Source organism: Comamonas sp. SY3, assembly GCF_041730275.1.
In the GTDB taxonomy this organism is placed as follows: domain Bacteria; phylum Pseudomonadota; class Gammaproteobacteria; order Burkholderiales; family Burkholderiaceae_C; genus Comamonas; species Comamonas sediminis.
In genome coordinates this window covers 108,252-131,882 of sequence record NZ_JBGTYN010000012.1, presented here as the reverse complement: position 1 = coordinate 131,882, position 23,631 = coordinate 108,252, and the positions used below count along the sequence as shown (strand labels likewise).

Below are 23,631 nucleotides of genomic sequence, written 5' to 3'. Positions count from 1 at the left end.
GCACAATTGTTAAACTAGAGGGTTCTGTATTCACCCCCCTATTGTCGCCGCTTGCCGCACGCTATGCCAATGCCTTCTTCGACCCCACGCACCGTACTGGTCACCGGCGCTGCCAAGCGCCTGGGCCGGGTGATTGCGCTCGGGCTGGCACGCCATGGCTGGCAGGTCGCCGTGCACTACCGGGGCTCGGCCGCCGAGGCCGCGCAGACTGCCGCCGAGTGCGCCGCGCTGTCGGGCCTGAGCGGCCATTTTGATGCGGATTTCGAGGACGAGGCCGCGGTGCGCGGCTTGCTGCCCCGGGTGGTGGCCCATTTCGGCCAGGTCGATGCGGTGGTCAACAGCGCCTCGCTGTTCGAGCACGACGGCGCCGCCGATTTTGGCTATGCCGCACTGGAGCGCCATCTGCGCAGCAACACGGCCGCACCCATCGTGCTGGCCCAGCTGCTGCACCAGCATATCTGCCAGCGGGGCGATGAGGCCCAGGGCGTGGTCGTGAACCTGCTGGACCAGAAGCTCTGGAACATGAACCCCGACTTCGTCAGCTACACCTTGAGCAAGGCGGCGCTGGAAGCGGCCAACACCTTGCTGGCCCAGGCGCTGGCGCCGCGCCTGCGCGTGGTGGGCGTGGCCCCGGGTCTGACCCTGACCAGCGACTACCTGAGCCCCGAGAAGTTCGAGGCCCTGCACCGCATGAGCCCGCTGGGGCGCTCTTCCACCGCAGAAGACGTGGCAGCCACCGTGCGCTTTGCGCTGGACAACCGCTCGATCACCGGCACCAGCCTGCTGGTGGACGGCGGCCAGCACCTGATGCGGTTCGACCGCGATTTTTCGATGATGTAGCGGCTCTTCGCTGCCTTGCTGCTTTTATGACGACATTTGACACCGGGTTGCAAACCCTGAGCTTGACGGGCCTGCGTTTTGATGCCAATTTAGGCATCCTTGCCCACGAGAAGACTGCGCCGCAACCCATCTTGGTGGATGCGGAGATCAACATGGGCCAGCAGCCGCTGGCGCCCAGCGATGACGACATCATGCATGTGCTGGACTATCGCAAGGTGCGCCAGATCATCATCGATGAATGCACGGCAGAGCACGTCAACCTGCTCGAGACCCTGATCGGCAAGGTCGCCCAGCGGCTGATGCAGTTGCCCAATGTGCGCGGCGTTCGCGTGAAGATCGCCAAGCTAGAGATTTTTGACGATTGCGAAGTTGCAATCCGCACCGAAACCGGACAATGGTGAACCTATGAATGCCCCCACCGATACCGCACTCCTCCAGCCCCAGCCTGCCGCCGCGAACGCTTGGGACTTCGATGACGCCGCTGGCGACGATGCACAGGCATCGGCCTCCAACGAGAAGCGCCTGAAGATCCAGCGCGAGAACCACAAGCTGGAAAAGCGCCTGTGCCGTGAAGTGGCGCGCGCCATTGGCGACTACAACATGATCGAGGACGGCGACAAGGTGATGGTCTGCATGTCCGGCGGCAAGGACAGCTACACCCTGCTCGACATCCTGATGAAGCTGCGCGCCCGCGCGCCGATCAAGTTCGACCTGGTGGCCGTGAACCTGGACCAGAAGCAGCCCGGCTTTCCCGAACACGTGCTGCCCGAGTACCTCCAAAGCGTGGGCGTGGACTTCCACATCGAGAACCAGGACACCTACAGCGTCGTCAAGCGCGTGGTGCCCGAGGGCAAGACCACCTGCGGCCTGTGCTCGCGCCTGCGCCGCGCCATTCTGTACAAGGTGGCCGACCAGCTGGGCTGCAACAAGGTGGCGCTGGGCCACCACCGCGACGACATCGTGCAGACCCTGATGCTCAACATGTTCCACGGCGGCATCATGAAGGCCATGCCACCCAAGCTGGTGAGCGACGACGGCAAGCATGTGGTGATCCGCCCGCTGGCCTATGTGCCCGAGAAGGACACCGAGCGCTGGGCCCAGTACCGCGACTTCCCCATCATCCCCTGCAACCTCTGCGGCAGCCAGGAAAACCTGCAGCGCCAGATGATTGGCGACATGCTGCGCGAGTGGGACCGCAAGCACCCCGGCCGCGTCAACAACATGTTCCGCGCGCTGCAACACGTGGTGCCCACCCACCTGGCCGACCCCAAGCTGTTCGACTTCCAGAACGCCAAGCCCACCGGCATCGCCGATGAAAACGGCGACAAGGCCTTCGACCACGACGACCTGCCCACCAACCCATCGCTGCCCGCAGGCATGCAGGTGGTGCAATTGGGTTGATATCCATTGATTGAGAGCCATGCAGCCCTGCTTGTCGCCCCTGACTGACAGCCGCTGCCGCTCCAAGCGTTTATCGTTGAGCGTCTGCGCTGTGTCCTTATGGCGCAGCGCTTTTTTTTCGGGAGATCGCACGATGTTTCCATCCATCCACACCGCGGACAATTGGCGAGCGCTGCGACGCCTGGCAGGGGTCGCGGTGGCCGCTTCCGCCAGCTTCTGGCTGGCCGGATGCGCTGGCGTGCGCACCATCGACAGCGATGTGCAGAGCTACTCGACACTGCAGCAAGTCCCCTCGCCCCCGACCTACCGGCTGCAGCTGCTGCCCTCCCAGATCGCCCTCGGCCCCCAGTTCGACACCGTGGTGCAACAGGCCCAAGCCTCGTTGGCCGGGGTGGGCCTGCGCCGCGACGACCGCCAGGGCAGCGTGATCGCGCAGATCGATGTCCAGGCGCGTTACATTCCCGACAGCTGGCTGATGCCCGGCAGCCCCTACAACCCCTATGGCGGTTGGGGCATGGGACCCGGCTGGGGATGGGGATGGGGCTGGCGCGGCGGCATGATGTGGCGCGACACCGGCCCCTCGCTGCACTACCGTGCGGTGCAGCTGACCTTGCGCGATGTCCAGACCCAGCAGGTGGTCTACGAGACCTCGGCCCGGTACGAGGACGTCTGGGTCGATGACCAGGTGATCTACCGCATCCTGTTTGACTCGGCGCTCAACGGCTTTCCCAAGCCGCCGCAAGGGCCACGCCGCGTCAGCACCACGGTTGGCGCGCCCTCCGCTGAACAGCCCGCACCCGCCCCTGCTGCCCCTGCAGCCAGCTCCGCTCCCGCAACGTCCAGCTCCAAAACCCCATAACAAGGAACGCATGCACAGCACCCAGATCATTGCCATTCGCCACGGGGAGACCGATTGGAACCTTGCTGCCCGCATCCAGGGCCATACCGATATACCGCTGAATGCTACCGGCGAGCGCCAGGCGCAGCGCCTGGCGCAGGCGCTGGCCGACACCCCGCTGGCCCACATCTACAGCAGTGATCTGCAGCGCGCGCTGCACACCGCCCAGGCGCTGGCGCAAGCCAATGGCGCGCCGCTGAGCACCCATGCCGCCCTGCGCGAGCGCAGCTTTGGCGACTACGAGGGCGCACGTTTTACCGAGATCGAGGCGTCCGACCCGCCATCCGCGCTGCGCTGGCGCAAACGCGACCCGGTCTTCGCCCCGCCGCAAGGCGAATCGCTGCAGGCACTGCAGGCCCGCGTGGCGCAGGTCGTGGCCGAACTCGCTGCCCAACACCTGGGGCAGCAGATCGCGTTGGTCGCCCACGGCGGCGTACTTGACAGCCTCTACCGCCTGGCCACCCGCCAGGGCATCCAAGCACCCCGCACCTGGGAGCTTGCCAATACCAGTGTTAACCGCCTGCTCTGGACACCCGACACCGGATTGACGCTGGTGGGCTGGGGAGACACCAGCCATCTACAGACCCAAGGGCTGGACGAAGCCACGCACTAGCCGCTGCCTGCGCGCCTCCTCGACGAACCTCTTGTCACTTTTTTGCATCACTGCAAGCCGCCGGATGGCGCCATTCCGGCGCTGCTGCGCGTGGTTGCCAAGCTGGGCCTTCTGCAATGACACAAACAAATGAAACGCAATGCCCCATAGAGTCGATAAAATACCAAGGTATGTCAGCATTCACTCCTAAGCACTGCTGATCGAGTGACATTTAATTACTTTTAGAATTCACTAATTGCTTGATCATTATTAATAGTAGTGAGACCATCTATAGACGAGTTCAATGACTCTTCTATGAGATTACTAAAAAGGTATTGACCGTTATATGCCAGACGCCGAGCTGACCCGTAAACCCCTGCCTACCCCCTCGCTGCGGCAGCTGAGCTGCTTCAAGGAAGTGGCGACGCACCGCAGCTTCAGCCGTGCCGCGCAGGCGCTGTCGATGAGCCAGCCGGCGCTGTCTTCTGCGATCCGCGAGCTGGAAACGCTGCTGGGTACTGCGCTGTTTGACCGCAGCACGCACCATGTGCGCCTGACATCGGCCGGCGAAGCCGTGCGTCCGCAGGTGGAGTGGATGATCAACAACTTTGTGCAAGGTGTGCAAGATCTGCAGCAATTGCTCAAATACCAGGCCGATACCGTGCGCATCAGTTGCATCCCGTCCACCACCCACCTGCTGGCCCCCTGGCTGGCGATCTGGCAGCAATCCCACCCCATGGTGGATCTGCAGCTGCACGATATGCGCAATGACGACCTGCTCGCATCCGTTGCCAACGGCAGTTCGGACATCGGCCTGGGCCTGGAATTCACCGTGCCGCCTTCGGTCGAGACGCAGTTCGTGACCGAGGACGAAGTGATGGCGGTCATCCCCGCCAAGCACCGCCTCGCCCAAAAGACCGACCTGCGCTGGGCGGACCTCAGTGACGAGCCGCTCGTGGTGCTCTCACGCGGCAGCACCTACGAGATGATCGTCTCGGTACTCGAGCAGCAGGGCGTGGGCACCAGCCACACCGAAACGCTGAGCTATACCGAATCGCTCTACGCGCTGGTGCAAAGCGGCCTGCGCATCGGCCTGCTTTCGCGCCTGTACACACAGGGGCACCATGGCGATGACTGGGTGACCCTACCGCTCAAGGGCCCGCTGCTGTCCCGCCGCATCTGCCTGATGACGCGCGCCGCCAACGGCAGCCGCCGCGCCATTGTCCAGGAATGCTGGGATTACCTGCGCGAGAACATGGGCAACGACGCTCCGCCCAGCAAGCGCAGCGCCAAGGCCGCTTGAGCCCGTTGTGCCGGGGCCTTGCCCTCTGCAGCGTACGGAATCCGTGGAACGCACCGAGCGCCGGCGCCCCACCCCACCGGGGGCGCCGAGCCAGGCGCTCCCGCCCCGAAGCCCCAGCAATGGGGCTTCTTGCATTACACCAGTGCGGCCTGGCCCGGCCCACCGCCCACCAGGCCCAAGTGGCGGTACGCCGCCTGGGTCGCCATGCGGCCGCGGGGCGTGCGCTGCAAAAATCCCTGCTGGATCAGGTACGGCTCGATCACATCCTCGATCGTGCCCGGCTCCTCGCCAATGCTGGCGGCGATGTTGTCCAGCCCTACCGGCCCGCCGTCAAAGCGGTGCACCACCGCTTCAAGCAGCTTGCGGTCCATGATGTCAAAACCCAGCGGATCCACATCCAGCATGGCCAGCGCGCGGCTGGCCATCTCCTGGGTGATGCGGCCATTGCCCTTGACATCGGCGTAATCGCGCACCCGGCGCAGCAAGCGGTTGGCAATACGTGGCGTGCCGCGTGATCGGCGGGCAATCTCCAGGCCGCCCTCGTCATCGATTGGCGTGTTCAGCAGGCCGGCGCTGCGCATCACAATCTTGGTCAGCTCTTCCGTGGTGTAGAACTCCAGCCGTGCGACGATACCAAAACGGTCGCGCAGCGGATTGGTCAGCATGCCTGCGCGCGTGGTCGCCCCCACCAGGGTAAAGGGCTGCAGATCGAGCTTGATCGAACGCGCCGCCGGCCCTTCGCCGATCATGATGTCGATCTGGTAGTCCTCCAGTGCCGGGTAGAGGATTTCCTCGACCACCGGCGACAGACGGTGGATTTCGTCGATAAAGAGCACATCGTTGCGCTCCAGGTTGGTCAGCAGCGCGGCCAGGTCCTTGGGCTTTTCCAGCACCGGGCCACTGGTCTGGCGCAGGTTCACACCCAGCTCGGAGGCGATGATGTGCGACAAGGTCGTCTTGCCCAGTCCAGGCGGGCCGAACAGCAGCACATGGTCCAGCGCTTCGCTGCGCTTTTTCGCTGCGCCGATGAAGATTTCCAGCTGCTCACGTGCCTTGGCCTGCCCCACATACTCATCGAGCTGCTTGGGGCGCAAAGCGCGCTCGAGCACCTCCTCCTGCGAAGAGGACTGGCTTGCGGAAATCACGCGGTTGTCAGGACGGGGAGCGGGCGCGGCGGCGAAGGAATCGGTATGGATAGTCATGGGTCAATGCAGGCATGGCCAGGGCGGTGTGCAGGGGTTCCCTAGGGCGCATCCCAGACATAATAAGCCAGTCCGTCATACAACAGCCCCGCATTGGCCAGCCAGGCATCGCGGGCCTGGATCTGCATGCTGTAGTGGTGCACGCCTGGCACATATTGGTAGGCGCGGTAGACAGGCACGACCCCGTCTCCGGGCTGCGCGGGCGACCACCAGGCAATACCGTCGTAGTTCCAGCGGGGGTGGTAGGTCTGCACAAATTGCCGCTCGGCATCGCTGGTCGTGTAGAAATGGGCGCCCACCTCGGGATTGAAATAGCGGTGGACGGGCACCAGACGGTCATGCGCATGGTCCGCAGCATAGAAGGCGATGCCGTCGAAAACGACGTCATCGGAGAGCACCGCAATCACCCAGTCACGCTCCTGCACAGACACGGTATAGAACGCTCCGCCCGAGCGCAGCACCTGGAAGCGGTACACGGGCAGCTGCAGATCGCTGTTCACTGCCGCGCCGGCACCCAACCAGGCGGCAAAGCTCGCGAACGCCTGGTCCAGCCGGCCATACACCGCACGCCCATCCTTGGCGGCGCACCAGATGTCACCGCCCGTCAGGGTCGCCGTCAGCCGGCCACCGACAAACAGGGCCGAGCCGCTCGAGCCCCCTTCGATACCACCCTGGCTCCAGCGCACATGGTAGAAGCCGCCATTGCTCAGCGTTTGGGCGCTGCAATCCAAGCGGCTGCTGGCATCGTTCACAGTGCAGGCGGTGTCATCCTCGGAGGTGCCGGCAGCCAACATCATCAGATCCCCGTGCGGGTGGTGCAGGCCTGCCACAGCAGTGCCTGCCGGCAGTGCGGTGGCGTCCCAGCCCGCAAACAGCGCCCCGGCGGGCGGTGCCTCATTGAGCTGCAGCAAGGTCATATCATTGGCGCTGCTCGATGCCAGCCAGCGCGCTGCACTGAAGCGCTCGGTGTGGCCCGCAAACAGCTGGTTGCTGTTGCACGACTGCGAGTAATAAAACCAGGAGGTCTGCACGGTGGATGCGGCCGCCTGGTCTCCCACACAGTGGGCAGCCGTCAGCACATAAGGGGTCAGGTCCTGGCGGGGGTTGTTGACGAGGGTGCCGGTACACTGGAACGTGCGGCCCTGGTTCACATAGAAGATTCGGATGACGGCGTCACGCTGGTCGAGCAGCGCATCCTGGCAATTCACGTCCCCCTGGCAGGCATTGGGACGGCGCTTTTCCGTCGGCACCGCGGCATCGGACAGTTTCAGCACCTCGCTGGCGCTGGGCGGCACGACTATCTGGGAGAGCTGGGGCATCGCCCATTGCAGGCTGCTGGTCGGCAACGCGGCCGGCAGCAGGATCTCCAGCACCGGCGCCGGCCCCACATCAGGGGTCCACCAGGTGCGCTTGCCGGTTTGTGCGTCCGCAACCAGCCGCTCCAGCAGCGCAGCGCCTGTCACTTCATAACTGACAGCGGCCTCGGGCGATGCATAAAGCCGAAATACAGCCATCGCTGGCAATGCGGAAAACTCCAGTCCCAGACGCAGGCCATAAGCATCAGCAGCCACCCATTGAAGGGCGGCCACTTTCTGCCCCGACGGCAAGGCTTTCCACTGCAGCAGATGCGTTACCTTGTCATCAGAATCCATCGCGTCCAGCGCACGCGCTACGCCTGTCTGGCGCACGCCACCCTCATCAGGCGCCAGCGCCTTGCTGCCTTGCCAGGGTGGCAACACAACGGGAACGACAGCAGGGGCCGAGAGGGCGGTGGCTTGCTTGGTCAGGGCAGTGCCTGGGCTGGCTGGCATTCTGCGCGCATCCACCTGCCAACTGGCCTGGGCCCAACCGCAGGCCCCCGCAATGACCAGGGCCGACACGAGCCGCAGCCCATGACAAGAAAGCGCGGCCTCCCAACGGGACACAATGCGACAGGACATGATGGACTCCCCGCTGTGCGACAAGCAAAGCTCCTGACCAACACAACGACTGATCAGAGAAAGCCAATCTAGAGCAAGCACTCACATCAAACAAGTCTATCGGCTAGTACAAAAACAAAACATTTGTTAAATTTGACTTATGAACCGCATTTGCAAAAGCCTTGCAGTCGGCCGCTCCAGCTGGGCCTGTCCGGGCACTGACCTGTCAGGAGGGGCCCGCCCCCACAGATGCCCCGCTAAGAATCCACGACCGTCCATCAAGCATGGGGAGTTCACCGCATCGGAGCCATGGATCAGAAAAAACCTGCCCTATCACAGGCAGGTTTTGCCGATGAGCGGCCCCGCCAACAAGCGTCATCCAGGCTTCACAGCGCGTTTTCAGGCGCCAGCCAACGCGATGCACCTTCGGCAAAGAACAGGTCCAGGCGTCCATAGAAATTGAAGCCAATCAGCGCGGTGCAGCTATGGGAGCCGCCCCACAGCGTACCCACCACGCGGTCACCGAGGAACAGCGCTGAACCGCTGCTTCCACCCTCTGCGGCACCCTCAGTCATGCGCACCCTGTAATAACCGCCGTTCGCATCGCCCACCTGGCACTGGAAGGTGGTTTCGCTATCACTCTCACATGCGGCGTAGTTATCCACCATACCGACGTGGTACTTCAGCAAGCCGCCTCTAGGATGGTGCAGGCTGTGGATGGGCGCGTCGATGGGAAGGAGATTTTCATCCCAGCCCGCAAAAGTCACACCGGCGGGCGGTCTCTCATTGAGTCTGAGCAATGTCGAATCGGTCTTGTCGGTGGCAAGCAGCAAGGTAGCGCCTCCGTGCCGGGTGGCATGGGGACGTGCCACCCCGGAATCGCAACTGGTGGAGCGGTAGAACCAGCGGGTCTGCAACGACGAGGCCGCTGATTGCTCTGAAATGCAATGGTTGGCCGTCAGAAAGAAAGGAACGAAATTATTCCTGGTGTTGTTCAGCAAGGTACCGGTACACAGGTAGGACAAACCGTCCGGTCGGGTATACAGCATACGGGCCACCGCGTTGCGCAGGACCGGATGCTCAGTGCTGCAAGTGGCATCCAGTAGGCAGCTCTCGGCCTGGGCGGTCCCCGGCTGGGGCATGTCTGCCCATTCCGCATCGGTCGGGAGCGACAGGTTCTGGTAGATGTGCGAGACCAGCGGAACCGACATGCGCAAGGCTTCCGGGGCCGTGCCCACTGGCAGCACCACTTCTACCGTCGCATCACCTGCACCCACCTCTGGCGTCCACCAGGTATTGGCAGCAGCGCCCGTCTCACCGGCCTGCTTGTTGAGCGCCAGCAGCGCATTGATCTCGGAACCATCGTGCTCGATGATGGCATCGGGATGCTCCTGGCTGTAGACGCGCAGCAGCGCCCCATCCGGCAGGCTCTCAACCAGAACACCAGCACGCAAGCCATAGGCGCCCGGCGACTGGATGTTGATGGCCGCCACCAGCTCGCCGCCGGGCAAGGCAGCCCAGTCCAGCGCTGAACTGGTTTGCGCCACCGAGCTGGTAGCGGCCACTGGACGCGCGGCACCAATTTGCAACGCCGGTCCGGCGGCCTGCGTGCCCGCCAGCATCTCTTCCTCATCCAACGCAGGCAGCACCACAAAGCGTGTTCGCACTGCGGCGCCCAAGGGCACTGGAGCGGCTTGCGCTGATTCATCAGCCGCTTCAGGGGCCACGATCGAATCCACGCCAGACCCCATAGGCTGCGCCACCGCCAGACCTGTCAGGCAAAACAGGCCACACATTGCATATTTCGAGTATTCCATGGTGAATCCACTCCATATCAACTGCTATTAAAAACGCCTGCAAACTGCCGAATTGCTGTTTGCCTCTTTATTTTCAAAGGCGAATTTAAAAACCAATAGCGCCCTCCGTAATTTAAACAACGGCAGGTAACCACCAAAGAAGCAAGCGTTCACTCTTGCCAAGAGCAAATAGCGACCCACAAAAAGAAACTCTTCCACTGCCCCTATTTTTCCATTATCCCCATTGAATACCAAGCAAAATCACGCCCATCTCTCAGAGAGCGTGCTTCTATTAGCCACAGCCAAAAATCTCCATTAACCAGTAAAGCACTCAGAATGAAGAACACCCCAATTCCGAGGTGCTGTTAATCAGAAAAATCTACGCAAGAAATTGCCAATAAAAAAAACCTGCCGTTTCACGGGCAGGTTTTTAGCGGTCAGAGACTCGCGGCGAGAGCGCCGCGGTCCGGTGGGAAGCGATCAGCTCGCCAGCCAGTTCCAGATGCGGTCGCTGAATACCTTGTCAAAACGACCGTAGTAGTCGGATGCATTGGGCGCCAGGCAGCTGGCGCCGCCACCGTACAGGTTACCGACGACGCGGCCATTGCGGAACAGCGAAGAGCCGCTGCTGCCGCCTTCGGTGGTACCTTGGCTCCAGCGCACGCTGTAGAAGCCGCTGTTCGCATCACCGGTACTGCAGGTGATGGCATTGCCACTGCCTGCGACACAGTTCATGTAGCCCACGACAGAACCCACGCTGTACTTGAGCAGGTTGCCACCGGGGTGGTGCAGACCGTAGACAGCGTCGCCCACCTGGCCGGCAGTGCGGGCGTCCCAGCCTGCCAAGGTCACGCCCACGGGAGGCATCTCATTGAGCTTGAGCAGCGCCGAGTCGGTCGTGCTGGTTGCGTAGAGCAAAGTCGCACCTGCACTGCGCAGGGCCGCATTGGCGCCGGGCACGCCGGAGTTGCAGCTGCTGGAGCGGTAGAACCAGCTGGTCTGCATCGACGATGCCGAGGACTGGGTCGAGATGCAGTGGTTGCCGGTCAGGAAGTACGGCGCAAAGTCACCCTTGGTGTTGTTCAGCAAGGTACCGGTGCACAGATAGGACTTGCCATCAGAGCGGGTGAACACCATGCGCGCCACGGAATTGCGCTCGGTCCGGTAGCTGTTGGTGCAAGAAGCATCGAGGTTGCAGCTGGCCGAGGTATCGGCCTTGGCGGTTTCTGCCAGTTCGGCCTCGGTCGGCAACGACAGGTTCTGGTAGATGTGCGAGACCACGGGGATCGAGATGCGCAGCGCATCGGCGCCGGTACCGGCTGGCAGCACCACTTCGACAGTGGTGTCACCGGCGCCAACATCAGGCGTCCACCAGGTATTGGCGGCCGCACCCGTCTCGCCCGCCTTGCGGTTTTGCGCCAGCAGCGCGTTCACTTCAGCGCCGCTGCGCTCAATGATCGCATGGGGGTGTTCCTGGCTGTAGACGCGCAGCAGCGCTGCATCGGGCAGGCTGTCCACCAGCACGCCAGCGCGAAGGCCATAGGCGCCGGTCGACTGGATGTTGATGGCCGCGACTTGCTGACCATTGGCCAGCGAGCTCCACTGCAGTGCCGACTGGGTCTGGGCCACCGTGCTGGTGGCCGCCACGGCGCGCTGCGTGCCAATCTGCTGGGCGGGGCCGTCGTCGCTGGCCACGGTCTTTTCCGCTTCCAGCTCGGGCAGCACCACAAAGCGGGTCTGTACCGCAGCACCCAAGGATGCAGGCGCCGCCGCAGCCGATTTGATGGCCGATGCCGGCAGCACGACCGAGTCCAGCACATAGGCCTTGGGCTGGGTCACGCCACCGTTGTCGTCATCGTCGGAACCAGAGCCGCCGCCGCAGCCCGCCAAAGCCAGGGCCGCAGCCACGCCCGTGGTCCACAACAGACCGGGCACTGCATACTTGGAATATTTCATGGAATCGTCCACTCCGTGTTGATTGGTATTGATAGTCACACTCGACCGCGCTGCTGCCCGGTCGCCTCTGCGCGAGTCATTTTGCCAGCGCTTTCAAAGCCTGCTTGATACCGTCCGTTACGCTGATGTCGGCAGGTAACAACTTCAGAGCGGCGGCCGCATCCTTGTCGCTGTAACCCAGCGCGACCAGTGCTTGCAAAATGTCGGCCTGTGCATCGTTGACCGCCGCCGTACGGGCCCCCATGTCCGCGCCCAGTTTGCCTTTGAGCTCCAGCAGCAGGCGCTCGGCGGTCTTCTTGCCGATGCCGGGCACCTTCACCAGCCGCCCCGCCTCCTGCAGCGACACGGCCTGCGCCAGGTCGGTCACGCCCATGCCACTGAGGATGGACAGCGCCGTGCGCGGGCCCACGCCGGTGATCTTGATCAGTTCGCGGAAAGTCTGGCGCTCCTCGGCCGTGCCAAACCCGTACAGCAGCTGCGCATCCTCGCGCACGATAAACTGCGTCAGCAGCGTGATGGTTTCGCCAACGGACGGCAGGTTGTAGAAGGTGCTCATCGGCACCTGCACCTCATAGCCCACACCATGGCAATCCACCAGTACCTCGGGTGGCATCTTTTCCACCAGTGTTCCGCTCAATCGGCCTATCATTTGTATCTTTCCTTGTAGCTTGTCTGCGGCCACCCCGATGTGCGTCGCGTGCCCGCCTGCAAGCATACTGAATTTTTCAACGGAATTTGCCGCGTGATCCTGCGCCATACCTTTACGCCCCACAACAACAACCGCATTGCCAATCTCTGCGGCCCTGCCGATGCGCATCTGCGCCAGATCGAGAACCATCTGGGCGTCAAGATTGCCCATCGCCATGAGCAGTTCAAGATCGACGGCCCCAAGGCTGTGGCCAACGAGGCACTGGAGCTGCTGGAGGCGCTGTACGAGATGGCCGATACCCCCATCAGCGAAGACCAGATCCAGCTGATGATGGCAGGTGACAGCGAACTGATGGCCGCGCCTGAAGACGCGATCGTGCTGAACACGCGCCGCGCCGATCTGCGCGCCCGCACGCCCAACCAGGCCGGCTACCTGGAGAACATCGCCGCGCACGACATCACCTTCGGCATTGGCCCGGCCGGCACCGGCAAGACCTACCTGGCCGTGGCCTGCGCCGTCGATGCGCTCGAGCGCAGCCAGGTGCAGCGCATTGTGCTGACCCGCCCTGCGGTCGAAGCCGGTGAACGCCTGGGTTTTCTGCCCGGTGATCTGTCGCAGAAGGTCGATCCCTATCTGCGCCCGCTGTACGACGCGCTCTACGACCTGATGGGCTACGACAAGGTGCAAAAGGCCTTTGAGCGCAACGCCATCGAGATCGCGCCGCTGGCCTTCATGCGCGGCCGCACGCTCAACAACGCCTTTGTCATTCTGGATGAGGCGCAGAACACCACGCCCGAGCAGATGAAGATGTTCCTCACCCGCATCGGCTTTGGCGCCAAGGCCGTGGTGACCGGCGATGTGAGCCAGATCGACCTGCCCAAGGGCCAGCTGAGCGGCCTGATCGACGCCGAACGTGTGCTCAAGCGGGTCAAGGGCATTGCCGTCAACCGCTTTACCAGCGCCGATGTGGTGCGCCATCCGCTGGTCGCGCGCATCGTGGACGCCTACGACAAGCAGCGCCGCCCGGCCCGCGGCGACTGAGCCCAGCCCGCACGCCCCCACCTGTGCCACCCCACCGATCCACAACAACATGGCATTGAACCAACTCACCCTGTCGCTGCAATTTGCCCGCTTTGACGGCGTGGCCGAGCACCGCGCCGCCCTGCCCCGGGGCCAGGTCACGCGCTGGATTCGCCACGCGCTGGCCGATGATGCCGAGATCACCGTGCGCATTGTCGATACCGAAGAAGGCCAGGCGCTGAACCGCGAGTACCGCCAAAAGGACTACGCCACCAATGTGCTGACCTTTGACTACCAGCAGGAGCCCACCGTGCTGGCCGACCTGGTGCTGTGCGCGCCCGTGGTGGCGCGCGAGGCCAAGGAGCAGAACAAGTCGCTGCAGGAGCACTATGCCCACCTGCTGGTGCATGGCACCTTGCACGCCCAGGGCTGGGACCATGAAACCAGCGAGCAGGATGCCGAAGAGATGGAAGCCTACGAGACGGCCATCATGCAAGAGCTGGGCTTTACCGATCCGTACCAGAAGTAAGCAGCGCTGCGCTGCATCCAAAGATGAACATCGCGCATTGGGCGCTTCTGCCTCAACGCAATACTGACTTTTGAGCGACTAATCAAACGGTATTTCGGCGCCATTCCTACCTAGAATCCTCCTCACAAAGGCCATGCAGGCAGCGCACGCCGCTGCTGCAGCGCCCATAACAGGAGGAGACATGCTCGACACCCCCATCTTGCTCGCAGCCGCCTTTGTGGCCGGCGCGCTCAATGCCGTCGCCGGCGGCGGCAGCTTTTTGACCCTGCCTGCGCTGGTCTTTACCGGCGTGCCCCCCGTGGTGGCCAATGCCACCGGCACCGTCGCGCTGCTGCCGGGCTATGCAGCCGGCGCCTGGGGCTTCAAGGACGATATGCAGGCCCCACCCGGCCTGTCGATGAAGGCGGTGATCCTGCTCGCGCTGCTGGGTGGTGCCGTGGGTGCCGGCTTGCTGCTGGTCACGCCTGAGGCGGCCTTCCGCAAGATCGTGCCCTGGCTGCTGCTGGCGGCCACCGCCATGTTTGCCTTTGGCCCGCAGCTGCGCCAATGGGCCATGGGCGCGCAGCATGGTGCCACGCCATCGCGCAGCAAGGCTGCGCTGGGAATGCTGGCGGTTTCTATCTATGGCGGCTACTTCAATGGCGGCCTGGGCATCCTGCTGCTTGCGCTGCTGGGCTTGCTGGGCCAAACCAACCTGCATGCGATGAATGGCACCAAGAACCTGGTCTCTGCGCTGCTGACCGCCATTGCCGTGGCCATCTATGCCGCTGGTGGTGTCGTGCAGTGGCAGCCCGCGTTGCTGATGATGGTGGCCGCCACCTTGGGCGGCTACCTGGGCGCCCGGGTGGCACGCAAGATTGCGCCGCAGTGGCTGCGCGCCGGCATTGTGATTACTGGCTTGGTGATGGCGGTGCTGTTCTTCTTGAAAGCCTAGCTGGCCGCGCCTAGCCGGGGGCGCCTAGCCGGGGGCGCCCAGCCGGGGGCGCCTAGCCACCCGCGCCTAGCCGGCCGCGCTCAAGCAGGGGTGCCGAGCCTAGGCGTCTTGATCACATCGATCAGCGCATCCAGCGCCGCCGAGCGGCTTTGCGGGTGCCAGACAAAGGCACCCGCCGTCAGCGCCGTCTGCCCATGGTTGCTGTGCAGCGGCACATAGCGCACACCGGCCATGCCGGCCCGCTGCATGCAGGAGGGCACCAGCGCCACGCCCTGGCCGATGGCGACCAGCGAAATAACGGCCAGCCACTGCCGCACCGCATGGCTGGTGCGCGGGTGAATGCCGGCGTTGTGCAGGCAGGCGATCACATTGTCGTAATTGGCCGGGCTGACATCGCGCACAAACATCACAAAGCGCTCATGGGCGAGGCTGCGCAGGTCCAGGCTGGCCTGCTGGGCCTGGGGATGGTTCTCTGGCAGGCAACACACGAGGGTATCCGGCGCCAGCGGCCACAGCTCCAGCCCCGGCGCGGGCGTGATGATGTTGACAAAACCGCCCTGCAGCTGGCCGCGCAGAATGGCCGCCTGCTGCTCGGTGGTGGACATCTCATGCAAGGTGATGTCGATATCGGGCCGCTGCTGGGCAAAGGCCTGCATCACATGGGGCAGGTCGCGGTAGATCATCGAGCCGGTCACGCCAATGTCCAGCTGGCCCTGGCGCCCCTGGGCCACATTGCGCGCCACATCGGCAGCGCGCTGGATCTGGCTGAGCACCTGGCGCGCCTCGATCAAGAAAGCGGCGCCCGCATCGGTCAGCCGCACCTGCTTGGCATCGCGCTCCAGCAGCCGAACGCCCAAATCTTCTTCCAGCGATTTGATGGCCACCGACAGCGGCGGCTGGGTGATGGCCAGGCGCTGGGCGGCCCGGCCAAAATGCAGCTCCTCGGCCAGCACCACAAAATAACGCAGCAAATGGGTCTTCATCTGCGTATCATGCCCCAGCCAGTGCGGGCTGGCCGCACGCCGCACGGGATGGCCCGGTACCGCACTAGCCATGGCGCCGCCTAGTAGGACTTGGGCAGGCCCAGCACCTTCTCTGCGATAAAGCACAGAATCAGCTGCGGGCTCACCGGCGCCAGGCGCGGAATCCAGCTCTCACGCATCAGCCGCTCGACATGGAACTCCTTGGCGTAGCCCATGCCGCCATGCGTGAAGATGGCGCTCTCGCAGGCCTTGAAGCCCGCTTCCGCCCCCAGGAACTTGGCCGCATTGGCCTCGGCCGCGCAAGGCTGGTGGCGGTCATACAGCCAGGCCGCCTTCATCGCCAGCAACAACGCGGCTTCCAGCTCCATCCAGCGCTCGGCCAGCGGGTGCTGGATGCCCTGGTTCTGGCCAATCGGGCGGTTGAACACCTCGCGCTCGCGGGCGTACTGCGTGGCGCGGCCCAGCGCAGCGCGACCCAGGCCAATCGCCTCACAAGCAATCAGAATGCGCTCGGGGTTCATGCCATGCAGGATGTACTCAAAACCCCGGTTCTCCTCGCCAATGCGGTCCTCTACCGGGATGCGCAGCCCATCGATGAACAGCTGGTTGGTGTCCACGCATTTGCGGCCCATCTTGGCGATCTCATGCACCTCGATCTTGCTGCGGTCAAAGTCGGTATAGAACAGCGACAGGCCTTCGGTGCCCTTGCATTCCTCCACCGGCTTGGTGCGCGCCAGCAGCAAGATCTTGCTGGCCTGCTGCGCGGTGGAGATGAAGACCTTCTGCCCATGCACCACATAGTGGTCGCCATCGCGCACCGCGCGGGTCTTGAGCTTGAGCGTGTTCAGCCCCGTGTTGGGCTCGGTCACGCCAAAGCAGGCCTTGTCCTTGCCGGCAATCAGCGGCGGCAGCATGCGCGCCTTTTGCTCCTCCGTGCCATAGACCACCACCGGGTGCAGGCCGAAGATGTTCATGTGCACCGCAGACGCACCCGACAGCCCCGCGCCGGTGGCCGAGATCGTGTGCATCATCAAGGCCGCCTCGGTGATGCCCAGGCCGGCACCGCCATAGGCCTCGGGCATTGCAATGCCCAGCCAGCCGGCATCGGCCAGCGCGCGGTAAAAGTCTTCGGGAAAAGCGCCATCGTTGTCACGGGCATGCCAGTAGTCGGCATCAAACGGCGCACAGACTTTCTCGATGGCATCGATGATCTGTTGCTGCTCTTCGGTCAGGGCGAAATCCATGGTGTTGCGGTCCTCAATATCCAATCAGTGGCGCCGTGCCTTGCACGGCGCCGGTCACAGTGCAGCTCAGGCCGGCCGGCGCACCCGCTCGGGGTTCTCGCCATAGGGCGGGCTGTAGATCACCAGCAGCTTGGCGGGCGTATCGCTGGTGGTCTGGAAGATATGCATCTTGTCGGCCGGGAAAAAGCAGGTATCGCCCGGCACCATCTCAAAGCTTTCGCCCTCCACCTCGACATGGGCCGTGCCCTCCAGCAGGTAGCAGGCCTGCTCCATGCCGGGGTGGGCATGGGGCAGCGCGCCGCCGCCCTTGGCAATCTCGCCCAGCACCACTTCCATGTGCTGGGCGCCGACGTTGGCCTGGCTCACCAGGCGGCGGTTGAAGGTTCCGGTATGGTTGGCCGGGCTATAGGCCTCCACCTCGGAGGCACGGATCAGGTAGCGCGAAGTCATTGTGTGGCGTTCATCGTGTGGGGATGGGAATGTCTGCTAGGGCGTGGCGCAGCATCACTGCGCCGGGATATCAGCCTGTTTGACCAGGCGCCCCCAGTACGCCAGTTGCTCGCTCACATACTGGGCAAACTCCTGCGGGGTCTTCGTGGGCCAGACTTCAAAGCCAATCTGTTCGAGCTGTTTTTGCACGGCCTCATCGGCCAGCACCGCCTGCAAGGCGCCATTGATCTTGTTGACCACCTCCGGGGGCGTGCCGGCTGGCGCAAAAATGCCGTTCCAGGAGGTGATGTCAAAGCCGGGCAAGGTCTTGCCGATCGGCGGCACATGGGGGAGGATCTTGCTGCCCTTGGCAGCGGTCACGGCCAGGGTGCGCACCCGGTCGGTCTTGAGCATGCTCCAGCCCGAGCCCAGGTCCACCACATACATCTGCACCTGGTTGCCCATCAGGTCGGTCAGCGCCTGCGGGCTGGACTTGTAGGGGACGCCAACGATATCGGTCTTGGACAGAAAGCGCAGCGTCTCGGACGCCACCAGCGACGTGCTGTTGGGCGTCGCGTACGAGAGCTTGCCCGGGTTGGCCTTGGCATAGTCGATCAGCGTCTGCACCGAATCGGCCGGCACCGACGGGTGCACCGCCAGCGCAAACGGCAGCTCACCCACGCGGGCAATCGGCGTGAAATCCTTGATCGGGTCGTACTTCAGGCTTTTGACCAACCAGGGATTGGCCGAGTGCGAGGTGTTGGTGGTCATGAACAAGGTGTAGCCATCGGGCTTGGCCTTCGCCACCAGGCCTGCGGCAATCTGCGCATTGGCGCCCGCGCGGTTGTCCACAATCACCGGCTGCTGCAGGCGCTCACCCAGCTTCTGGCCCACGGCCCGGGCCACCGCATCGGTACCGCTGCCTGCGGCAAAGGGCACGATCATCGTGATCGGTGCATTGGGGTAGCTGCCCTGCGCCGCGCTGGCAGAGGCCGCCGTGGTTGCAGTGGCGATGGCGGTCAGGGCCAGCGTGGCCCACCATTGGCGTCGTTGCATGTCTTTGTCTCCTTTTTTTAGTCGAGCCTCCAGGGATCCTCTGCAAAACCCTCGCCAAGTGGGATGGACGCGGATCGGGATGAGACGCAAGGCGTCTTTTGCAGTCAATAGCGAGCTATTGACAAGGAAGACAACGCAGCGGATCGCCCGAGTCCGCTTTCAGACCACAGCAGGGAGTTTTGCAGAGGATCCCAATGGGCTGGCTTGCATGGTGCCGTTCTCAATGATTCGCGTCCAATGTTATATATGGATGGTTTGATATTCAAATCGAATTCTTAAACGCAGCGAATGAACACTGTGAAAAAAACAGGTATTTGACCCTCCAGACCTCTACCCGCTGCTTAGAATTCGAGGCTTAGCCCATGAATTTCACCAGGACAAACCCATGCAATGCAGTAGCTTTATCGCCACCAGCCTCGACGGTTTTATCGCCAAAACCGATGGCAGCCTGGACTGGCTCAATGCCGCCAATGCCACTGTGCCGGAGGGGGAAGACTGCGGTTATGCGCAGTACATGGCCGGGGTCGATGTGATCCTGATGGGGCGCAAGACCTTTGAGACGGTGCTGGGCTTTAGCGCCTGGCCGTATGACAAGCCGGTCTATGTGGTGTCCCGCCAGTGGAGCGCCCTGCCCGCTGGCGCGCCTGCTACTGCACAGCTGTGGAAGGGCAGTCTGCCGGCACTCCGCACCCATCTGGCCGCCAGCGGCGTGCGCGCGGCCTATGTGGATGGTGGGCAGCTGATCCAGTCCTTTATCAACGCGCAGCTGCTCGACGAAATCACCATCACCCGCATCCCCGTGCTGCTGGGCAGCGGCCTGCCGCTGTTCGGGCCCTTGGCGGATGGCTGCAGCACGGTGACAGCCCAGCATCTGCAGACGCGCAGCTATGACTTTGGCTTTGTGCAGAGTGACTACCGGCTGCACTATGCGGCAGCTGGGCAGCCACAGGACGAGACCCAGGCTGGCGCCTAAGCCGCCACCGCCCGCCGCACAAACCGCCCAGCACGCGCCGGCAAGGCGCCCGCCTCTTCGGTGTAGCTGAGCACGCCATTGACCCAGACGGCTTCCACGCCCACGCTGCGCTGCTTGGGGTTTTCAAAGGTGGCCTGGTCCTGGATGCGGGCGGGGTCGAACACGACCACATCGGCGGCCTTGCCGGCGGCCAGCAGGCCCCGGTCGGCCATACGAAAGCGCTGGGCCGACATGCCTGTCATCTTGTGCACCGCCTGGGCGAGGCTCAGCACGCCCTTGTCGCGCCAGTACATGGCCAGCACGCGGGGGAAGGCGCCCCAGAGCCGAGGGTGGGGGCGCTCGTCGTTGGGCAGGCCGTCCGAGCCGATCATGGCCAGCGGATGACGGATGACGCGTTCCACATCGTCCTCGCGCATCTGGAAGTAGCAGGCATTGCCAGGCTTGAGGCGCACGCAGGCGTCGTACTCGCTGATGCCCCAGTCAGCCGCAATATCGCGCAGGTAGCGGCCGCCCACCTCGGGGTGGGGTTCGCTGCGGGTGATCAGGATATCGATCACGCCATCGACCAGGTCCTCGCGCAGCACGGTGGAGCCGGCGGTGTAGGGATAGACGTCCATCGACAGCTCTTGCTGCTGCGCCAGTTTGTCGGCCAGCGGCAAGGTCTGCAGGGTGCGGCCCCAGTTGGCCGAGCCCGCGCATTTGTGGTGCGACAGCACCAGTGGCAGGCCCGATTGCCGGGCCGTGCCAGCGGCCTCCAGCATGGCCTCCAGAATGCCTTCGAGCTCGTCGCGGATATGGGTGGCATAGACGCCGCCATGCCGGGCCGCCACAGTGGCTACCGCTACCAGCTCCTGCATGTCCGCCGCATAGGCCTCGCGGTAGAAGATGCCGCTGGACAGGCCCAGCGCGCCAGCCTGCATGGCCTCATGCATGTCCTGCGCCATGGCCTCGCGCTCGGCGGCATTGGCCGGGCGGCTCAGATCGGCCATGTGCTTGATGCGCAGCGAGGTGTGGCCCAGCAACGCCGCGATATTGATGGAGGGTTGCGCCGCATCCACGGCCGCTGCGTAATCCTGCATGCTGCCAAAGCGGAACTGCTGGTCGCCCAGCAGTGACAGCGGTGCGGGCGGGTGCGCCGTCACCACCGGTGCCAGCGAGATGCCGCAGTTGCCGGCGATCACCGTGGTCACCCCTTGCGAGAGCTTGGGCAGCATGGCCGGGCTGTTCAGCGCCGCCGCATCGTCATGGGTGTGTACATCGATAAAGCCCGGTGCGATCACCTTGGCGGTGCAGTCGATCTGCAGCGGGTCCTGCGCCTTCCAGCCGGCCAGCGCTGCCTGCTGTGCGGCGCCGGCCACACCATCGCGGGCAAACACGCCAATGATGCGCCCACCCTGCAGCCAGACATCACCCACAAACTCCGACAGGCCGGTGCCATCCACCACCGTGCCATTGCTCAACCACACTCTGCGTTCCATTGTTGTATCTCCAGGCACTGCTGCCGGCTGCCATCAGCCAGCGGTGGGGCCTTGTTGTTTGGTGGGGGCGGGTGTATCCCCTTTGCGCTGCTGCGCGGGCTGCTGAAAGCCCATGTATTCATAGCTGTCAAAGCCATGGGTCTCCAGCAGCCGCTTGTACTGCTGCATGCCCGTGACCACACGCGGCCCCAGAATCTGCGCCAGGCGCACCATCATGATTTCGATCACCACCAGGTGGGCCAGGTAGGCCTCGGTGCCCACACGCATCACCGCGTCCTGGGGCACGTTCACCGCCAGTACGTGGTCGGCCATCTCGGCCAGCGGCGTGTCCGGCTGGGTCAGGGCCACCACGGTGGCGCCCTGCTGCTTGGCAAACTGCGCCGCCTCCAGGGTGTAGGGCATGCGCCCCACATGCGAGATCACAAAGGCCACGCCGTTCTTGCCCAGGGTCGACGCCGACACCAGCTGCTGGTGCGCATCGAAGATGGCGTTGGACGTGAGGCCCAGGCGGAACAAGCGGCTTTGCAGCTCCTGCGCCATGAAGGACGAGGCCGCCCCGACCGAGTAGCAATCGATGCGCGAGGCCTTGGCCATCTTGCCAGCCACCTCATCGATCAGCGCCGCATCCAGGCGTTGGCCCAGGTTGGCAATCGCACCGGCAGCGGCATGCACGATCTTGCTGACCACCTCGGCGGTGGAGTCGTCCTGCTGCACGCTGCGGTGCAGGTGCGAGCCCGACACCGCCAAGGTCTGCGCCAGCGCCACCATGAACTCACGCACCGATGCATAGCCAAAGCGGCGGCACATGCGCACGATCGTCGGCATGGACACATTCGCCTGCAGCGCCAGCTGCTCGACGGTGGCCAGCACGGCGGCGCCCGGGTCGCGCAGGATCACATCGATGACCTGGCGCTGGGCCAGGGGCAGCGCGGCCTGCTGCTGTTGCAGCAACTGCAGGCTCAAAACCGAGCGATTCATCACCATGCTCCCCATTGATAGCCTAGCCACTGGTTGGAGCAGAGACGATGCGCGGGCAGCCGAGCAAGGGCCGCAGCCGGCCGCGCCGCCCCGCAGCGAGGGCTGCGTCCCTCTTCCCATGCGTAGCATGAGAGAAGGGGGAAGGCGCAAAGCGCCTCAGGGGGTTGTGCTCTAAGCATTCAGAACCTTGTCTCGATCGCATCGACCAGGTTCCAGGCATCGTCCACCACCGGAATCCAGCGCCACTTGTCAAACGTGGTGCAAGGGTGGGAGATGCCCAGCGCAATGCGGTCGCCCACGGCCGGTGCGCCCTGCGCCGGGTCAAAGCGCAGGTAGGCATGCTGGTCGTTCAGGGCCGAGATGGTCCAGCCGGCAGGCGCGGGCTGGGCCGCTTGGCTGCCGCGCGGCGCATGGCGCTGCACCGATGGCATTTCCAGGTCGTAGGAGATATCGCGGCGGCCGCAGGTCAGCAAGGCCAGACCGGGCTCAGGGACAGACTGCACCATGGCCCAGACCTCCAGCGCGGCCTGCAGCGAGTCGGCCACGCCTTCGCGCTGCTCGACCAGCTTGAGCAGGCGGCGGTAGTTGCCATGGTCATGGGTGATGTAGCAGCCCGAGCGCAGCACGCCGGTAAAGGCACGCGACAGGCCCGCGCCCTGCAGCAACGGCACCACCAGATCAAAAATGGCCGATCCGCCGGCGCTCAGGATCGGTGCCTCCTCAGGCAGCAGACCCTGCGCATCGCAGGCCTTGGCAATGTCGACCACGCGGCGCACCAGCTCGGCGACGGCGGGAATGTCATGGGCGCTGTCACACTGGGTCAGGCCCCCTTCATAGCATTCGATGCCGCCCAGCTGGGCACTGCTGCTGGCATGGATGGCCTGGGCCAGCGCCAGTGCGTCTTCCTGGCTGCGCACACCGGTGCGCTGGCCGGGAATGCCCACCTCGATCAGCACATCAAAGCGGCGTGCGCTGTTGCGCGCGCGGCTCCAGTCCTCGATGCAGCGCAGCTGGCTGATCGAATCGACCAGGAACCAGACGCGCAGATCCGCGTGCTGGCTCAGCAACGCGTCCAGCCCATCCAGATCGGCAGGCGCCACCACCTGGTTGGCAATGATGGCGCGGCGCGCACCGGCCTCCACCCCCACGGCCAGCTGGAAGATGGTCGCAAAGGTCAGCCCCCAGGCGCCGCCTTGGAGCTGCAGATCAAACAGCTGGGGCGACATGGTGGTTTTGCCATGCGGCGCAAACTGGATCTGGCGGCGCGCCGCGTAATCCTGCATCCAGCGGGCGTTGTGGGCCAGGGCCGACTGGCGGATGACGGCCAATGGGTACGGCAGGTCATCGCGCAGCACATTCCAGCCGCGTGCGGCCAGTGCAGAGGCCTGGGTGGGGGCAGCAGCCAGCGGGTAGCTCTTGCTGCGCGCGTCAATCAAAAAATCGGGTTGCAT

The 23,631-nt window shown here is 64.0% G+C and carries 22 protein-coding genes; 10 read left to right on the top strand and 12 right to left on the bottom strand.

Going from position 1 to position 23,631, the window contains the following annotated elements:
• Window positions 1–63: 63 nt before the first annotated feature.
• The 6 genes from ACCQ08_RS16210 (at window position 64) to ACCQ08_RS16185 (ending at window position 5,034) form a co-directional block, all read left to right on the top strand.
• Entirely contained in the window at window positions 64–840 is a 777-nt protein-coding gene (locus tag ACCQ08_RS16210; RefSeq protein ID WP_239809615.1) for an SDR family oxidoreductase, read from the top strand.
• 26 nt (window positions 841–866) lie between these two features.
• The gene (locus ACCQ08_RS16205) at window positions 867–1,241 is read left to right on the top strand and encodes a dihydroneopterin aldolase (RefSeq protein WP_116926667.1); all 375 of its coding nucleotides are present in this window, start codon (window positions 867–869) and stop codon (window positions 1,239–1,241) included.
• Window positions 1,242–1,245: 4 nt separating this feature from the next.
• Complete coding sequence (gene ttcA / locus ACCQ08_RS16200; RefSeq protein WP_239809616.1) at window positions 1,246–2,241, top strand: tRNA 2-thiocytidine(32) synthetase TtcA; 996 nt, start codon at window positions 1,246–1,248, stop codon at window positions 2,239–2,241.
• A 196-nt stretch (window positions 2,242–2,437) separates the two neighbouring features.
• Entirely contained in the window at window positions 2,438–3,100 is a 663-nt protein-coding gene (locus tag ACCQ08_RS16195) for a hypothetical protein (RefSeq protein WP_312835309.1), read from the top strand.
• Window positions 3,101–3,110: 10 nt separating this feature from the next.
• Complete coding sequence (locus ACCQ08_RS16190; protein WP_239809618.1) at window positions 3,111–3,752, top strand: histidine phosphatase family protein; 642 nt, start codon at window positions 3,111–3,113, stop codon at window positions 3,750–3,752.
• 325 nt (window positions 3,753–4,077) lie between these two features.
• A complete protein-coding gene (locus ACCQ08_RS16185; protein WP_239809619.1) occupies window positions 4,078–5,034 on the top strand; it encodes a LysR family transcriptional regulator in 957 nt (318 codons plus the stop codon).
• Window positions 5,035–5,168: 134 nt separating this feature from the next.
• On the opposite strand, the gene ruvB is transcribed toward ACCQ08_RS16185, so the two are convergent.
• From ruvB to ruvA, 5 genes are all read right to left on the bottom strand, one after another.
• Window positions 5,169–6,236 (bottom strand): Holliday junction branch migration DNA helicase RuvB, encoded by a 1,068-nt coding sequence (ruvB, locus tag ACCQ08_RS16180; protein WP_369459629.1) that lies wholly within the window; start codon window positions 6,234–6,236, stop codon window positions 5,169–5,171.
• A 41-nt stretch (window positions 6,237–6,277) separates the two neighbouring features.
• Entirely contained in the window at window positions 6,278–8,047 is a 1,770-nt protein-coding gene (locus ACCQ08_RS16175; RefSeq protein ID WP_373450371.1) for a trypsin-like peptidase domain-containing protein, read from the bottom strand.
• Window positions 8,048–8,541: 494 nt separating this feature from the next.
• Window positions 8,542–9,972, bottom strand: coding sequence for a serine protease (locus ACCQ08_RS16170; protein ID WP_373450370.1), 1,431 nt, complete (start codon window positions 9,970–9,972; stop codon window positions 8,542–8,544).
• A 459-nt stretch (window positions 9,973–10,431) separates the two neighbouring features.
• A complete protein-coding gene (locus ACCQ08_RS16165) occupies window positions 10,432–11,907 on the bottom strand; it encodes a serine protease (protein ID WP_373450369.1) in 1,476 nt (491 codons plus the stop codon).
• Window positions 11,908–11,983: 76 nt separating this feature from the next.
• Window positions 11,984–12,556 (bottom strand): Holliday junction branch migration protein RuvA, encoded by a 573-nt coding sequence (ruvA, locus tag ACCQ08_RS16160; protein WP_239812782.1) that lies wholly within the window; start codon window positions 12,554–12,556, stop codon window positions 11,984–11,986.
• 93 nt (window positions 12,557–12,649) lie between these two features.
• Here ruvA and ACCQ08_RS16155 point away from each other — a divergent pair, with 93 nt between their 5' ends.
• From ACCQ08_RS16155 to ACCQ08_RS16145, 3 genes are all read left to right on the top strand, one after another.
• On the top strand, window positions 12,650–13,597 hold the full coding sequence (locus tag ACCQ08_RS16155; RefSeq protein ID WP_312411371.1) for a PhoH family protein: 948 nt from the start codon (window positions 12,650–12,652) through the stop codon (window positions 13,595–13,597).
• A 49-nt stretch (window positions 13,598–13,646) separates the two neighbouring features.
• Complete coding sequence (gene ybeY / locus ACCQ08_RS16150; RefSeq protein WP_230780864.1) at window positions 13,647–14,105, top strand: rRNA maturation RNase YbeY; 459 nt, start codon at window positions 13,647–13,649, stop codon at window positions 14,103–14,105.
• Window positions 14,106–14,286: 181 nt separating this feature from the next.
• Complete coding sequence (locus ACCQ08_RS16145; protein WP_373450368.1) at window positions 14,287–15,039, top strand: sulfite exporter TauE/SafE family protein; 753 nt, start codon at window positions 14,287–14,289, stop codon at window positions 15,037–15,039.
• Between the two features lie 80 nt (window positions 15,040–15,119).
• On the opposite strand, the gene ACCQ08_RS16140 is transcribed toward ACCQ08_RS16145, so the two are convergent.
• From ACCQ08_RS16140 to ACCQ08_RS16125, 4 genes are all read right to left on the bottom strand, one after another.
• On the bottom strand, window positions 15,120–16,022 hold the full coding sequence (locus tag ACCQ08_RS16140) for a LysR family transcriptional regulator (protein ID WP_239809627.1): 903 nt from the start codon (window positions 16,020–16,022) through the stop codon (window positions 15,120–15,122).
• A gap of 80 nt (window positions 16,023–16,102) precedes the next feature.
• Window positions 16,103–17,266 (bottom strand): acyl-CoA dehydrogenase family protein, encoded by a 1,164-nt coding sequence (locus ACCQ08_RS16135; protein WP_373450367.1) that lies wholly within the window; start codon window positions 17,264–17,266, stop codon window positions 16,103–16,105.
• Between the two features lie 66 nt (window positions 17,267–17,332).
• Entirely contained in the window at window positions 17,333–17,716 is a 384-nt protein-coding gene (locus tag ACCQ08_RS16130; RefSeq protein ID WP_312411382.1) for a cupin domain-containing protein, read from the bottom strand.
• 54 nt (window positions 17,717–17,770) lie between these two features.
• On the bottom strand, window positions 17,771–18,751 hold the full coding sequence (locus tag ACCQ08_RS16125) for a Bug family tripartite tricarboxylate transporter substrate binding protein (RefSeq protein ID WP_373450366.1): 981 nt from the start codon (window positions 18,749–18,751) through the stop codon (window positions 17,771–17,773).
• A gap of 385 nt (window positions 18,752–19,136) precedes the next feature.
• Here ACCQ08_RS16125 and ACCQ08_RS16120 point away from each other — a divergent pair, with 385 nt between their 5' ends.
• On the top strand, window positions 19,137–19,724 hold the full coding sequence (locus tag ACCQ08_RS16120; protein ID WP_373450365.1) for a dihydrofolate reductase family protein: 588 nt from the start codon (window positions 19,137–19,139) through the stop codon (window positions 19,722–19,724).
• On the opposite strand, the gene ACCQ08_RS16115 is transcribed toward ACCQ08_RS16120, so the two are convergent.
• The 3 genes from ACCQ08_RS16115 to ACCQ08_RS16105 form a co-directional block, all read right to left on the bottom strand.
• Window positions 19,721–21,202: an amidohydrolase family protein gene (locus tag ACCQ08_RS16115; protein ID WP_373450364.1), complete on the bottom strand. Its 1,482-nt coding sequence runs from the start codon at window positions 21,200–21,202 to the stop codon at window positions 19,721–19,723. The two genes, ACCQ08_RS16120 and ACCQ08_RS16115, sit on opposite strands and share 4 nt — an antisense overlap.
• Window positions 21,203–21,235: 33 nt before the next feature.
• Window positions 21,236–22,180 carry a MurR/RpiR family transcriptional regulator gene (locus ACCQ08_RS16110; protein WP_312450537.1) on the bottom strand — a complete coding sequence of 315 codons (945 nt, stop codon included), beginning with the start codon at window positions 22,178–22,180 and terminating at the stop codon, window positions 21,236–21,238.
• 179 nt (window positions 22,181–22,359) lie between these two features.
• Window positions 22,360–23,631, bottom strand: a complete 1,272-nt coding sequence (locus tag ACCQ08_RS16105; RefSeq protein ID WP_373450363.1) for an amino acid deaminase — start codon at window positions 23,629–23,631, stop codon at window positions 22,360–22,362.

Coding starts and splice junctions, on each gene's coding strand:
- ACCQ08_RS16210 (WP_239809615.1), top strand. CDS start 64: ATGCCAATGCCTTCTTCGACCCCACGCACCGTACTGGTCACCGGCGCT.
- ACCQ08_RS16205 (WP_116926667.1), top strand. CDS start 867: ATGACGACATTTGACACCGGGTTGCAAACCCTGAGCTTGACGGGCCTG.
- ttcA (WP_239809616.1), top strand. CDS start 1,246: ATGAATGCCCCCACCGATACCGCACTCCTCCAGCCCCAGCCTGCCGCC.
- ACCQ08_RS16190 (WP_239809618.1), top strand. CDS start 3,111: ATGCACAGCACCCAGATCATTGCCATTCGCCACGGGGAGACCGATTGG.
- ACCQ08_RS16185 (WP_239809619.1), top strand. CDS start 4,078: ATGCCAGACGCCGAGCTGACCCGTAAACCCCTGCCTACCCCCTCGCTG.
- ruvB (WP_369459629.1), bottom strand. CDS start 6,236: ATGACTATCCATACCGATTCCTTCGCCGCCGCGCCCGCTCCCCGTCCT.
- ACCQ08_RS16175 (WP_373450371.1), bottom strand. CDS start 8,047: ATGCCAGCCAGCCCAGGCACTGCCCTGACCAAGCAAGCCACCGCCCTC.
- ACCQ08_RS16170 (WP_373450370.1), bottom strand. CDS start 9,972: ATGGAATACTCGAAATATGCAATGTGTGGCCTGTTTTGCCTGACAGGT.
- ACCQ08_RS16165 (WP_373450369.1), bottom strand. CDS start 11,907: ATGAAATATTCCAAGTATGCAGTGCCCGGTCTGTTGTGGACCACGGGC.
- ruvA (WP_239812782.1), bottom strand. CDS start 12,556: ATGATAGGCCGATTGAGCGGAACACTGGTGGAAAAGATGCCACCCGAG.
- ybeY (WP_230780864.1), top strand. CDS start 13,647: ATGGCATTGAACCAACTCACCCTGTCGCTGCAATTTGCCCGCTTTGAC.
- ACCQ08_RS16145 (WP_373450368.1), top strand. CDS start 14,287: ATGCTCGACACCCCCATCTTGCTCGCAGCCGCCTTTGTGGCCGGCGCG.
- ACCQ08_RS16140 (WP_239809627.1), bottom strand. CDS start 16,022: ATGAAGACCCATTTGCTGCGTTATTTTGTGGTGCTGGCCGAGGAGCTG.
- ACCQ08_RS16135 (WP_373450367.1), bottom strand. CDS start 17,266: ATGGATTTCGCCCTGACCGAAGAGCAGCAACAGATCATCGATGCCATC.
- ACCQ08_RS16130 (WP_312411382.1), bottom strand. CDS start 17,716: ATGACTTCGCGCTACCTGATCCGTGCCTCCGAGGTGGAGGCCTATAGC.
- ACCQ08_RS16125 (WP_373450366.1), bottom strand. CDS start 18,751: ATGCAACGACGCCAATGGTGGGCCACGCTGGCCCTGACCGCCATCGCC.
- ACCQ08_RS16120 (WP_373450365.1), top strand. CDS start 19,137: ATGCAATGCAGTAGCTTTATCGCCACCAGCCTCGACGGTTTTATCGCC.
- ACCQ08_RS16115 (WP_373450364.1), bottom strand. CDS start 21,202: ATGGAACGCAGAGTGTGGTTGAGCAATGGCACGGTGGTGGATGGCACC.
- ACCQ08_RS16110 (WP_312450537.1), bottom strand. CDS start 22,180: ATGAATCGCTCGGTTTTGAGCCTGCAGTTGCTGCAACAGCAGCAGGCC.
- ACCQ08_RS16105 (WP_373450363.1), bottom strand. CDS start 23,631: ATGCAACCCGATTTTTTGATTGACGCGCGCAGCAAGAGCTACCCGCTG.